Below are 14,262 nucleotides of genomic sequence, written 5' to 3' on the forward strand. Positions count from 1 at the left end.
ATTTTCTCTTAAAAAAATTAATTGACAATTTAATAATCAATTAATTAATCGAATCGTATCTTTGTAGAAGAAGGAGATTCAATGAAATTTGATATAATAGAAGAAGATATCAATAATAAAGAGGAATATCATTGTATTGTACTAGGTGTATTTGAATCATATATTCTTTCATCCTTTGCTGAAAAAATTGATCGAATAAGTAAAGGGTATCTCAACATTTTATACCATACTAATAAATTTGAAGGAAAAATAGGACAAAGTCTCCTCTTATCCCATATTCCTCATCTTCAACAATATAAACACATTCTATTAATTGGTTGTGGTAACGAACAGGAACTAGATGAATATTATTTTCAACAAATTATTGAAAAAACTGCTCTAATTTTAAGAGAGATACGAGATGAAAAAATATTATTTTCTCTTACTCAACTTCATCTTATAGGAAAGGATATCTATTGGAAAATATCTCAATCTATTCATATCATAGAAACATCGATATATTCATTTAATTTTTTTAAAAAGGATCGCGTAGTATATAATAACTTTCTAAAAAAAATTAGTTTTATAGTAGATAAAGAATCGAATATCTCTTCTTGTCAACGTGCCGTCAAACATGGTGTCGCTCTTACAAGTGGAATCAAAGTTGCTAAAGATATAGCAAATATGCCACCTAATATTTGTACCCCCCTTTATTTATCCGAAAAATTGATACAACTATCCCAAAAATATGACAATACTACTGCTTCTTTAATTAATCATCGTATGATGAAAGAAATGGGGATGAATGCGTATTGGGCCGTTGGTCAAGGTGCAGAGAATCCCCCTATTATGTCTATTATCCAGTATGATGGAAATACCTATACGAAAACAAATCCTATTGTTCTTATAGGAAAGGGAGTAACGTTTGATTCAGGTGGTCTTTCTATTAAACCATCTTATCGATTAGATGAAATGAAATTTGATATGTGTGGTGCTGCGGCAGTATATGGAACAATATATGCCGCTATTCAGCTAGCTTTACCATTAAAAATTATTGGGGTCTTAGCTTGTTGTGAAAATTTAATACATAGTCGATCTTTTCGACCTGGTGATATATTAACGACTTTATCAGGAAAAACTGTAGAAGTATTAAATACGGATGCAGAAGGACGTCTTATATTATGTGATGTACTTACATATGTAGAACGTTTTAATCCCGATGTGGTCATCGATGTTGCTACTCTAACTGGTGCTTGTGAAATAGCATTAGGAAATTATTTTACAGGACTTATATCTAATCAAATTCTTTTATCTAAAGAATTGGTTACCGCTTCCAAACAAGCTAATGATCCAGTATGGTGTTTACCATTAGAAAAAAATGCTTGCAAAAAACAGTTAGAATCGAATTTTGCGGATATATCGAATGATGGGGGTAGAGCAGGGGGTACAATTACCGCAGGTTATTTTCTATCTCTCTTTGCCAATAAATATCATTGGGCACATTTAGATATTGCCGGTACTGCTTGGAAAAAAGGAAGTGACAAAGGTGCGACTGGAAGACCAATAGCAATGTTACTACAATTTTTAATGAATCGATCTCACGGACCACAATGAAATTAAGTGTCTCATTCTCATCATTTATTCAAATGAAAATAATGAATGATATAATCTCGTAAAGATGATTCTTCTCTTAAAATAGGGTATGATACGATTAGTTCTAAGTTTAATATCAAATATATATGTATGGATAAAATATATAATCCTCAAAAAATTGAGAAACCTTTATATGAACATTGGGAAAAAAAAGGTTATTTTAAGCCAAATAATAATCCTACAAAAGACAATTATTGTATCATGATACCTCCACCTAATATAACCGGTGGTCTACATATAGGTCATGCTTTTCAACAAACAATCATGGATATATTAGTCCGTTACCACCGTATGTATGGAAAAAATACTTTATGGCAAGTAGGTACGGATCACGCAGGAATTGCTACTCAAAATATAGTCGAAAAGAAAGTGTTTGTGGAGGAAGGAAAAACACGTTTCGATTATGATCGCAACCATTTTATTGAAAAGATATGGAAATGGAAAAAAGAGATTAATCATATTATTAAGACACAAATACGGAGACTTGGCAATTCCGTTGATTGGAGTCGTGAACGTTTTACAATGGATGAAGGATTTGCTAATGCTGTAAAGGAAGTATTTGTTCGACTTTATCAAGATGGTTTCATTTATAGAGGAAAACGTTTAGTAAATTGGGATACAAAATTATGTACTGCTATATCTGATTTAGAAGTAGAAAATAAAGAAAAAATGGGCTCTATTTGGTATTTACGTTATCCATTAGCAGATAATGTGAAGACAATGAGTGGTTTAAATTATATTACTGTTGCAACTACTCGTCCAGAAACCATGTTAGGAGATACGGGTATTATAGTTCACCCTAAAGATAGTAGATATACTAATTTAATTGGTAAATTTGTTATACTTCCCTTTGTAAATCGCCGTATTCCGATTCTAAGCGATCAAGATGCAAAGATAGAAAAAGGTACAGGTTGTGTTAAAATTACTCCCGCTCATGATTTTAATGATTATAAAATTGGTCAAAGACATCAATTAGCTCTCATTAATATTATGACAATCGATGGAAAAATTAGGGAAAAAGCGATAATATTTGATTGTGATGGAAAAAAAAATCATACCCTCTCCAATGAGATTCCCTTAATATTTCAAGGTCTTGATCGTTTTACTGCTAGAGAAAAGATAATCCAGCAATTAAGTCTTCTAGGTTTAGTACAGCAAGTTCAACCTCATGTGATAATGATTCCATATGGGGAAAAAAGTGGGGATATAATTGAACCTATGCTAACTGAGCAATGGTTTATGCGTATGCAACCACTGGCTAAAATTGCAATAGAAGCCGTATTACAAGAAAAAATTCAATTTATTCCGAAGCAATATGAAAATATGTTTTTTAATTGGATGGATAATATCCAAGATTGGTGTATTTCTAGACAACTTTGGTGGGGTCATCGTATTCCTGCTTGGTATGATAAGGATAAACGTTGTTATGTTGGACGGAATGAAAAGGAAATTCGTTATAGATATGGGTTAAAAGATACAACATTACTTTTTCAAGATGAAGATGTATTGGATACATGGTTTTCTTCCAGTTTATGGACATTTGTTTCTCTTGGTTGGCCTAATCAAACCAATACCTTACGTAGGTTCCATCCAACTGATGTCATTATAAGCGGATTCGATATTATATTTTTCTGGATAGCTCGTATGATTATGATGACAATGTATTTTAATAAAGATACACATGGCAATCCTCAAGTTCCATTTAAATACGTATATATAACGGGTCTTCTTCGTGATGAAGAAGGAATAAAAATGTCTAAAACCAAAGGCAATACTATTGATCCTATAGATATCGTAGATGGTATTTCTTTAAAAGATTTAATAGCAAAAAGAATTAAGAATCTGCCCGATACAATAGCAGAAAAGATTAAAAAAAATACAAAAAAACAGTTTCCAAATGGAATCAAACCATATGGTGCTGATGCCGTAAGATTAACTTTATCAGCCATTGCCTCTACTAGTAGAAATATTAATTGGGATATGAATAGATTAGAGGGATATTATAATTTCTGTAATAAACTATGGCATGCTAGCCGATTTGTTATGATGAACACCCATAATATTGATAATGTTCTTGATGGAAAGCAACAATTTTCCTTAGCAGATAGGTGGATTATCGCAAAAATGAACCAAACAAAAAAAGTATTTCATGATTCTATAGCAAATTATCGCTTTGATTTAGCAGTAAATATATTATATGAATTTACGTGGAATCACTTTTGTGACTGGTATTTGGAAATAGCAAAAATAATATTCAGAGAGGAGAAGCATCATCTTAATGCTGCAGAATTACGAGGGACTCGTTCTACTCTAATCGGTATATTGAGTGATATATTACACTTAGCTCATCCCATTATTCCTTTTATTACAGATACTATATGGAAACATCTAAAAACTATTCTTTTACAAAATGAGGATAGTATTATGTTACGATCTTTTCCACCCCATTTTAAATTAGATGTAGATGAAGATAAAGTCATTATCGATTTTTCCTTGATTATAGCCATAATTACTACAACACGTGCTGTCCGCACAGAAATGAAAATTCCTGCTAGTAAGCAATTAACTCTTTTTATACGTACAGATGATAAACAATATATCGATTTAGCATACGAGAATATAAATATTATTTGTAAATTATCCCATATAAATGAGATACGATTTCTTTCTTCGAAAGAAAAATATCCTATATCGGCTATTGCTAAGATTATAGGTTCTGCTGAGCTAATTTTTCCTATAAAAGAAATCTTTAATAAAGAAGAAGAACTTTCTCGATTAGAAAAAGAATTGATTTTTATCTCTCATCAAATAGAGTATTCTTTAAATAAACTTAATAATAAGCAATTTATATGTTACGCACCAAAAGCAGTCATAGAAAAAGAAAAAAAGAAACTAGAAAATTATAAAAATATAAAAAATAGATTATGGAATAGGAAAAATATTATTACAAGTTAACAAAATGACTATGTAAATGTGAGAGTTGCTGATAAAAGGGATATCTATTTATGTCAAGAAGATTTAGAAGAACCAAAATTGTTGTTACTCTTGGACCTTCTACAGATAGAGGAAATATTCTTGAAAGAATATTAATAGCTGGAGCAAATGTAGTACGTCTAAATTTTTCTCATGGTACAATGGAAGAGCACTTATTTAGAGCAAATAAAGTACGGAATATTGCAGCACATCTTGGTAAACATATTGCAATACTGGGAGATTTACAAGGACCTAAGATTCGTATTACTAGATTTCAGGAAGGTAAAATATTCCTGAAAAAAGGAGATACTTTCTCTCTTGATGCTAGTTTAGCAAATGAGGCAGGCAACCAAAATGTTGTGGGTATTGATTATAAAGATCTGCCAAATAATGTTATGCCTGGAGATATTCTATTATTAGATGATGGTCGCATACGTTTAAAAGTAATAAAAGTAACTGGAATGAAAATTTATAGTGAAGTTCTAATAGGGGGGGTATTATCCAATAATAAAGGTATTAATAAATTAGGTGGAGGATTATCTATTACTACTTTAACTGATAAAGATAAGATGGATATACTTACTGCTACAAAAATTGGAGTAGATTATTTAGCTATTTCTTTTCCTCGTACTGGAGAAGATGTACATTATGCACGTCAAATAATTATTGATGCGGGTAGTTCTGCTAAAATAGTATCAAAATTTGAATGTGCTGAGGCTGTATCTTCCGATGAAAGAATAGATGATATTATTCTAGCTTCAGATGTAGTAATGGTTGCGAGAGGAGATTTAGGAATTGAAATTAGCGATCCAGAACTGGTTGGAGTACAGAAAAAAATAATTCGTCGAGCTAGAACATTGAATCGCGCCGTTATTACGGCAACACAGATGATGGAATCTATGATTCTTAATCCAACTCCCACACGTGCTGAAGTAATGGATGTAGCTAACGCGGTATTAGACGGAACCGATGCAGTTATGTTATCCGCAGAGACAGCTTCTGGAAATTATCCAGAGGAAACAGTATTAGCTATGTCAGATGTATGTTTAGGTGCTGAAAGAATTCCAAGTGTGAATATATCTAAACATCGATTGGATGTATTATTTAATAATATTGAAGAAGCAATAGCTCTATCCGCAATGTACATTGCTAATCATTTAAAAGGAATTACTGCCATTATTTCTATGACTAAAACAGGTCGTACCTCTCTAATTATGTCTAGAATTAGTTCTGGTCTACCTATATTTGCTTTATCGCGTTATGAGAGTACACTGAATTTAACTTCTCTTTATCGTGGAGTCATTCCAATTTTGGCGTATTGTGATGGAAAAGATATAAAATCGGCAAATCAAGCGGCTAATTTACTATGTTCTCAAGGTTTACTCTTTCCTGGTGATTTAATCGTTGTCACTCAAAGCGATGAAGATGAAAGGGATACAATTAATCGTATTTTAGTCGTAGAGTAAGTAAAATGACTACCACAATATCTTCTCCCTCCATTACATTGATTTCTCTTGAAGAATGGACTTTGACTAGAGTGAGTGGTAAAGATGCTGTAACATACTTACACGGACAATTTACTAGTGATGTCAAAAAATTAGAAAGGAACCGGTATCAATTTACTGCCCATTGTAATGCAATGGGGAAAATGCATGCATGCATGTATCTTTTTTATCATCATAGTGGGGACTTAGCTTTTATTGAGAGAAGTAGTATTCAAGACATTCAGTTATCCGAATTAAGAAAATATGCCATTTTTTCTCAAGTTAGTATTAATTCTGATAATGACTCTCTTCTATTAGGAGTGACAGGTGAAGGGGCCAGAACAATTTTACTTAAATTTTTTCCATCTCTTCCAAATGCCACTTATAATGTTTTACATTATTATGCTACTGTAGGAGATAGTACTATTTTGTATTTTTATTCTCCTATAGAGCGTTTTTTATTGATTATAGATCCTCCAATATTGGAGGAAATTATAAAATATTTTCCAGATCAGGTAGAATATCATACCAGTCAACAATGGTTAGCACTAGATATTGAAGCCGGATATCCAATAATAGATAAGAAAACGAGTAACAGATTTCTACCCCAATCTGCTAATATGCAAGAACTTGGAGGTATTAGCTTTAATAAGGGATGTTATTCTGGTCAAGAAATTATCGCTCGTAACAAGTATAGAGGTCGGAACAAGTTTGCTTTATATTCTCTTGAAGGAAGAACCCATTTTCTTCCCTCTGCGGGAGATTCTCTAGAATCAGAAATTGATATGAATCAATGGTGCGATATAGGGACCGTTTTGGCTTCCTGTCACTTGAGGGAAGGAATAGTATTAATCCAGGCAATATTGAAAAGGGAACTAATTGTAAACAACTATTTAAGATTAAAAAATAAAAATATATTGTTTCATATACGACCTTTACCTTATCCTTTATTAATTAGTAACTAAAAATACTAATGCTTCGCAGGCAATTCCCTCCTCTCTACCTAAAAATCCTAGTTTTTCTGTTGTACAGGCTTTAATACTAATTTTATCTATATGAGTAGAAAGATCTCTCGAAATATTTAAACGCATCTCCTGAATATAGTGGGAGAGTTGGGGTTTTTGTGCAATGACTGTCATATCGATATTACCAATTTTATATCCTTTTTCTTGAATTTTCTTCCATGTATTATATAGTAATATACGACTGTTTATTTTTTTTAAACTTGGATTAGTATCTGGGAAAAATTTTCCTATATCGCCAAGTGCTATTGCACCCAATAACGCATCTATCAAAGCATGTATAACAACATCTCCATCGGAATGAGCAATAATCCCTCTTGTAAATGGAATGACAACACCTCCTATTACTAGGACATCCTTATTACTATTACTAAATTTATGTACATCGAATCCATGTCCTATACGCATAATATTACTCTCTCTCTATCTTTTTTCATTGTAAATTTTAGAAAGATAAAAAGTAGCTAATTCAAGATCTTCTTTATAAGTTACTTTAATGTTACTGTTACTACAAGGAATTAAGAGTGGTTGATATCCACAATACTCCATGGCTGAAGCTTCATCCGTAATTGTTGCTCCTTCTCGTAAAGCTTTTCCTAGACAGTATTTTAGTAAATCAAAATTAAATAATTGAGGTGTTAATGCACGCCATAATCTATCACGTTTAATAGTATAACTAATATTTTTTTCTCTCAAAGAAGCACGCTTAACTGTATCGTTAATTCGCGTGGCTAAAATACCTCCTACTTTAGAATATTTAGTAATTTTCATAAGACGGCATAGATCATAGTATTTTAAACAAGGTCTAACAGCATCGTGTGTTAAGATCCAATTCGTTGTTTTATTCTTTATATTAGATAGAGCTGCCATAACCGAAATAGATCGAGAATATCCACCAATTACTACTGTACTAACTTTTGAATGCATAGCTATTGGTAGTTTATAAAACCATTTATCTGTAATATTGAGTACTACTACTATTTGACAAAATAATTTATGAGATAGTAAAGGGAAGATAGCATGTTCTAATATTGTTTTGTTCCCAATAGTTAAATATTGTTTAGGAATAGAACTTTGCATACGATGTCCTCTTCCTGCCGCAGGTAGAATTGCAATGATTTTGGGATATGATTGATACATATAGATATTTTCTTATTCTCTAGATTTTTCTAGAACTAAACGATAAAATATTTCATTAGATTTAATCATACCAAGATCATAACGTGCACGTTCTTCAATAGCTTCCTCTCCTTTTTTTAAGATATTAATTTCTCTATATAGATTATTATTTCTTATTTTAATTTTTTTATTATTGTTTTTTCTCTCTAGAATACTATTCTTGATAGAATAGTAATCATAAATACCATTTTTATTCAACCAAAGTGAATATTGTAAGAAAATTAAAATTATTAGTAATAATAATGAAGTTATATTCATATTCTAAATATAAGTTTTATAAATATCATTCTACAATTTAAAAAAAAATAGTAAAGTTTTCTTTATTTTTATTGATAGAACTCCTCATATTACTTTCTAAAAAAAAGTAACTAAGTAAAATAATACTAGGATTATTAAAGTGAAAACACGATTGAATTATAGCTCAAAGCTATACTTTATTTTTTTAATGTGTATTGCTTTAATTTGTAAAGCAGAAATTCAAATAAAGATAACAGGAATAGATAATAAAGAACTGAAAAACAGTATTTTTTTTCAATTATCTAATAATCTTAACTTAACTAATATAACTATAAATAATTTTTATAAAAAGAGAATAGAGAATCTAGTAAAAGAATGTTTGCATTTTTTTGGATATTATACTCCAACTATTTTTACATTCTTTAATAAAGAAGAAAATATCATAACATTACATATTACAATAGGAAAACCGACAATTATAGTAGGAATTCAAGTGGTTATCTATGGTGAAGCTAAAAATGATATTGATTTCCAAAATATAATAAAAAAAACTCAATCCAATCATTTAGGAAAAAAAATTAATCATAGAGAATACGAAAATTTTAAAAATGATTTATTAAATTTAGCAATACAAAAAGGTTACCTTGATTCTGTATTTAAAAAACATCAGCTTAGTGTTTTTCCAAATTATTCTCAAGCATATTGGGATATTATATTTGATAGTGGTAAACGTTATTGTTTTAACAAACTGAATTTTTCAGGATCACAAATACGAGAAGACTATTTAAAAAATATTTATAAAATACAAGAAGGTGATCCTTATAATGTTAAAATATTAGCAGATTTGAATCATCGTTTAATAAGTACTGATTGGTTTAGTTCAGTTAGAATTGAACCTAATATGACTAAAGATAAAGAAGAAAAAATACTTACATTAAATACTATTTTAATACCTAATACTACTAATAATATTGAAACAGGTGTTGGATATACTACTGGGACTGGACCAGAGATAAAACTTATTTGGAATAAACCGTGGATTAACTCAAGAGGATATAGATTTGATAGTGATTTTAGTATAGCAGAAGATAATCAAAAAGCTAATTTAGCATTGAAAATACCATTATTTGAATCTCCACTTGAAAAATTTTACTTAATCAAATCAAGATTTAATCGTCAAAATATAAATAATGTTCCGTCTTATTTGATTAATTTAGATATTTCACGATATTGGAATATCGTAGATAGAGATAGTTGGAAAAAAGCAATAAATTTACGCTGTAGTTTTCATTATCAACCTAATATAAAAAAAACTACTATATTAATTTATCCTGGAATTTATATTAGTCGTATTAGACAAAAAGGAGATATTATCCCTATTTGGGGCGATAGTCAACGTTATTTAGTTGATGTATCCTATAGTATTTGGAGTTCAGATGTAAACTTTTTCGTTTTTCAAGCTCAAAATACATGGATACGTACGATAGCTAAAAAAAATCGTTTCATAATACGTACTAATTTTGGTTGGATTGGCAGTGATAATTTTAAATATGTTCCATTTTCTTTACGTTTTTTTGCTGGAGGAGAATATAGTATACGAGGTTATAAATATAATGTTATCTATCCAAAAGATAGCGAAGGAAAATGTACTGGAGCATCTAGATTAGCTATTGGTTCAATAGAATATCAATATAATTTTTTTGATAAATGTTGGTTTACAATATTTATAGATGGAGGAGAAGCAACAAATAAATTTCGTAATATTAATTATAAAATAGGTATAGGTAGTGGCCTAAGATGGATCACTCCAATCGGTCCGATTAAATTGGATTGTGCCAATAAATTTACAAAATTAAGAATAAAAAAAGGATTACAATTTCACTTTGGATTAGGATCGGAATTATGATTCCATTAAAAAAAACCCATTTTATTCTAATAATAAGTCTTTTATTAGTAGGAACGGCAATATTTTTATTCCATACAAAAATTGGATTAAATTTTTTAATAAATGGTGTCATTCAATTTATTCCTGGTTTAAAAATAAATTCATTTGATGGAAATTGGAAAAAATTAGAATTATTTCAAATAAGCTATCAAATACCAGGAATTAATATATATGTAAATCAAGCGCATATTTCATTAAAATTCAGATATTTATTTATAGGTCGTATTTATATAAATCAATTATCTTTAAATGATACCTTAATTAATATTAAGAGAGATAATGCAATAAGATTATTCTATAATTTGAATAAAAAAAATACTATTTTTAGTTCTTTATTATTTAATAAATTATTAGTAAAAAATTTAAAAATTCAAAAGGATAATATTTTAATCTCGGTGAATAGAGGTAATACTTCCTTAATGAAGAAGGCTAATAATCAGATCGTTATCGGTCCTACATATATTACGGATTTATTTATTAAAATAGAAAAAGAAATATTTTATAGAAAAATAGATATAGTAGAAAATACTATAAATAAAAATATAATGAAATTTTCTTTAAATTGTATAAATCAATATAATATTAGTAAGATTTTATCTTTTAAACCATTAGTCACACAATCTATTTTACCTACTATTATATCTTTTATAAATTCAATAAGCTTAATATTAGAAGATTTTCAAGTAAAAAATTTACATATTTATAATATTAAGAATAATAATATAATCTTTACTAAGATGAATACAAGATTCTTCATTAAGAATCAGTGTATAAATTTAGTCTCATTCAATCTGGTTTCTTCTCATTCTCTATTCCGAGCTTCAGGAAAAATCTTATTTAATTTAAATAAGAATTGTCATATTGATTTACATACTCATGTAAATTTTTTTTCTTTAAAAAAAGAAGAATTTGATATCGATATTACAGGAGATTTATATAAAGAAATATGTAGTGTTTTTAGATTTTACTCTCCAATATGTGCTAAATTGATATTTAGAATAAATTTTATAGATTCAGTTTATCCCATAACAGTACATTTTTTTAGTGATCAATTAAAAAATTTCAATAATAATGTTTCCTCATTTTTATTAAAAAATATAACGTTCAAATTAAGTAAAAGAAAATCTAATTATTTTTTGATATTAAACACATTATTAGTTTTTCATACAGATTCTCATTCTCAGACTCCACCCATTAGAATTTCTATTTGTGGAAATGGAAATAAAAATTTTTTTACTTTCACAAAAGTGAAAATTACTTCGGCTTCTAATTACCAAACTCAACTAAAATTTCTTCTTAATTTTAATAAAAAATATATTATTTGGGATGGTAAATTTATTTTAAATCACTTTATTTATCATAATAAATGGAGATTACCTTTTCAATTACAAGAAAAATATAATTTAAAATATAATGATAGTTCTTATACTTTAGAGAATATCGTTTTTGATATTAAAGGAAATATTAAATTTTTTCCTAAATATTATAGGTGGGAATGCTTATTCTTGAAGGAATCTCATCTTCTAAGATTTACAGGTAAAATTAATCATCTTTGGGAATTTAATGCTCATTTTTATAGATACAATCATAACAAACTGAAATTTACTGGATATATTAAAGGAAAAATAACAATTTATAAAGAGAAAAATAAATATAAAAAATTATTTATTGATATAGATATGAAAAATTTAAAATTTTCTAATTACTATTTAAAAAGCATATTTATTGAATGGATAATTTATTATAAAAAAAATCATTCTACCAATATTTTTCATATTGTTATTAGTCAATTACAAATTAAAAAATTTATGTTTAATAATATTGTATTGAAAATAATAAGCAATATAAATCAAAAAAGTATACAATTAGCTATGGATAGAAATATAAGAATTAAAATTGAGGGTAATTTTAATAATATTAATTACTGGTTTGGGGTAGTTAATCAACAGTTGACATATATAAATGGTTGGATACTAAATAAAAATAGTTATTTCTATTATAGAAATAATCAATTCATTATGAGTTCTCATTCTTGGAAAAAATTGAATGCCTATATTTTTATACCTAATAATATTGAAATTACACCTTTATCATCGATAGGTACAATATTTATTAAAGATATTGATTTATCTACATATAATAAATTTCTATCAAAAAATGTAAAAATAATTGGTAAATTTTCCGGAAAAATTGAATTATTTGTAGATAAAGGATTATTATCTCTATATTTATCTATATTGGGTAATACTATAGAAATTCATCAATTAACTCAAAATAATATAATTAGCTTAATTAAAATAGATTATTTTAATCTTAATGGTTCTATAAATCTAGATTCTTTTTACTTTAACTACTTTAGTAAAATAGCAGAAGGTTATTTAACTGGAGTAATGAATCTCAATATCAAAAATAAAAATATTTTAGGATCAATTAAAATTAAGCACATTGCTTTTTCTAATTTTGATATTTTTCAATTTGGAAAAAGAGTGAATGGTTTTATTGATGCTAATTTAAATTTTAATGGAGTAATCCCTCTACTAAAAATTTATGGATCATTGAAATTCCATAATTTATATTTGGATGAAGATGAAGAAAATTCATTCATTTTAATAAATGGAAGTGAAATTATTTTTAATTTTAATGGAAACACCGCTAAAATACATGGTACAGCATATATAAATCAAAACAAAATTTCTTTACATGGAAATCTTGATTGGAGATATAAAGTTAACTCCAATATACGATTAATATTAAAAAGTGAACATATTCAATTAGAAAATTCAATATTAAAATTAGATTTTTTACCATCTTTTACATGCAATATCAATCCTATATTATTATCTATAAATGGGGAAATACATATTCCATATGCACGTATTGAATTAAAAAATTTTTCTCCAAATACTATAAAATTATCTTATGATGAAGTTCTTTTCTTCCAGGAAGAAAAGAAAGAATTTTTAAATAAAAATAGCATTATATTTTGTCCTATTTTAAATAATTTATCTATATCCTTAGGAGAAAATGTACAAATTAATGCTCTAGGGTTACGTACAAAATTACAGGGTAATCTACAAATATTCCGTGAAAATAATAGAATAGGATTACATGGAAAAATAGATATTCATTCGGGTTATTGTCATTTTTATGGCAGAAAATTAATAATAAAAACAGGACTACTATTATTTTCAGGTCCAATAGATCAACCATATATATATATCGAAGCTATACGTCATCCAGATTCTACTATTCATAATATTACTGCTGGTGTACGTATTACAGGATTACTTGATCAACTCAAAATAAATTTTTTTTCTAATACAGCTCAATCTAAAGAGGAAGCAATTTCTTATTTTATAAGAGGACAGGGATTAAATTCTTCTTTTCTATATGATGGAACCTTCACATCATTATTAATTGGAATGGGAATTGCACAAAGTGAAAAAATATTAGAAAAATTTGGAATAATATTTGGTATGAATAATCTTATATTACAGACACAGGGAGTGGGTAAAAATTCTCAATTAGTTTTAAGTGGATATTTGCCACTAGGTTTACATATTAAATATGGTATAGGAATATTTGATTCTTTGGAATCTTTAAGTATAAGATATTGTTTAATGCCTAACTTTTTTTTAGAATCTAATATAAATCGAACTATACATTTATTATATCATATTCGTTTTTAGAATATTTATATTCTTAATATTGATCATGGAAAATATAAATCTTTACATTTTTTTTTAATTTGTTATGATATCTTTGATTATTTATATTAAAAGTATTTATT

At 27.8% G+C, this 14,262-nt stretch carries 9 protein-coding genes; 6 read left to right on the forward strand and 3 right to left on the reverse strand.

Features of this window, described 5'->3' with window-relative positions:
* The first annotated feature begins 81 nt into the window (after positions 1-81).
* The 4 genes from KEC37_RS01505 to ygfZ all read left to right on the forward strand — a co-directional run bounded on the left by KEC37_RS01505 (position 82) and on the right by ygfZ (position 7,054).
* Positions 82-1,593, forward strand: coding sequence for a leucyl aminopeptidase (locus KEC37_RS01505; RefSeq protein WP_223139426.1), 1,512 nt, complete (start codon positions 82-84; stop codon positions 1,591-1,593).
* 129 nt (positions 1,594-1,722) lie between these two features.
* Positions 1,723-4,587, forward strand: a complete 2,865-nt coding sequence (locus KEC37_RS01510) for a valine--tRNA ligase (protein ID WP_223139427.1) — start codon at positions 1,723-1,725, stop codon at positions 4,585-4,587.
* 50 nt (positions 4,588-4,637) lie between these two features.
* Positions 4,638-6,071, forward strand: a complete 1,434-nt coding sequence (gene pyk / locus KEC37_RS01515) for a pyruvate kinase (protein WP_223139428.1) — start codon at positions 4,638-4,640, stop codon at positions 6,069-6,071.
* A gap of 5 nt (positions 6,072-6,076) precedes the next feature.
* The gene (gene ygfZ, locus KEC37_RS01520; RefSeq protein WP_223139429.1) at positions 6,077-7,054 is read left to right on the forward strand and encodes a tRNA-modifying protein YgfZ; all 978 of its coding nucleotides are present in this window, start codon (positions 6,077-6,079) and stop codon (positions 7,052-7,054) included.
* On the opposite strand, the gene ispF is transcribed toward ygfZ, so the two are convergent.
* The 3 genes from ispF to ftsB are packed head-to-tail and all read right to left on the reverse strand — an operon-like array spanning position 7,040 to position 8,548.
* Positions 7,040-7,519, reverse strand: coding sequence for a 2-C-methyl-D-erythritol 2,4-cyclodiphosphate synthase (ispF, locus tag KEC37_RS01525; protein WP_223139430.1), 480 nt, complete (start codon positions 7,517-7,519; stop codon positions 7,040-7,042). The two genes, ygfZ and ispF, sit on opposite strands and share 15 nt — an antisense overlap.
* A gap of 15 nt (positions 7,520-7,534) precedes the next feature.
* Positions 7,535-8,251: a 2-C-methyl-D-erythritol 4-phosphate cytidylyltransferase gene (gene ispD, locus KEC37_RS01530; RefSeq protein ID WP_223139431.1), complete on the reverse strand. Its 717-nt coding sequence runs from the start codon at positions 8,249-8,251 to the stop codon at positions 7,535-7,537.
* A 12-nt stretch (positions 8,252-8,263) separates the two neighbouring features.
* The gene (ftsB, locus tag KEC37_RS01535) at positions 8,264-8,548 is read right to left on the reverse strand and encodes a cell division protein FtsB (protein ID WP_223139432.1); all 285 of its coding nucleotides are present in this window, start codon (positions 8,546-8,548) and stop codon (positions 8,264-8,266) included.
* Between the two features lie 187 nt (positions 8,549-8,735).
* Here ftsB and KEC37_RS01540 point away from each other — a divergent pair, with 187 nt between their 5' ends.
* Both KEC37_RS01540 and KEC37_RS01545 read left to right on the forward strand, forming a co-directional pair.
* Positions 8,736-10,433 carry an autotransporter assembly complex protein TamA gene (locus tag KEC37_RS01540; protein ID WP_223139433.1) on the forward strand — a complete coding sequence of 566 codons (1,698 nt, stop codon included), beginning with the start codon at positions 8,736-8,738 and terminating at the stop codon, positions 10,431-10,433.
* Complete coding sequence (locus KEC37_RS01545; protein ID WP_223139434.1) at positions 10,430-14,161, forward strand: translocation/assembly module TamB domain-containing protein; 3,732 nt, start codon at positions 10,430-10,432, stop codon at positions 14,159-14,161. The genes KEC37_RS01540 and KEC37_RS01545 overlap by 4 nt, the downstream gene beginning before the upstream one ends.
* Positions 14,162-14,262 lie beyond the last annotated feature (101 nt).

It is taken from the genome of Candidatus Schneideria nysicola (genome assembly GCF_019923565.1).
GTDB classification, from domain to species: domain Bacteria; phylum Pseudomonadota; class Gammaproteobacteria; order Enterobacterales; family Enterobacteriaceae; genus Schneideria; species Schneideria nysicola.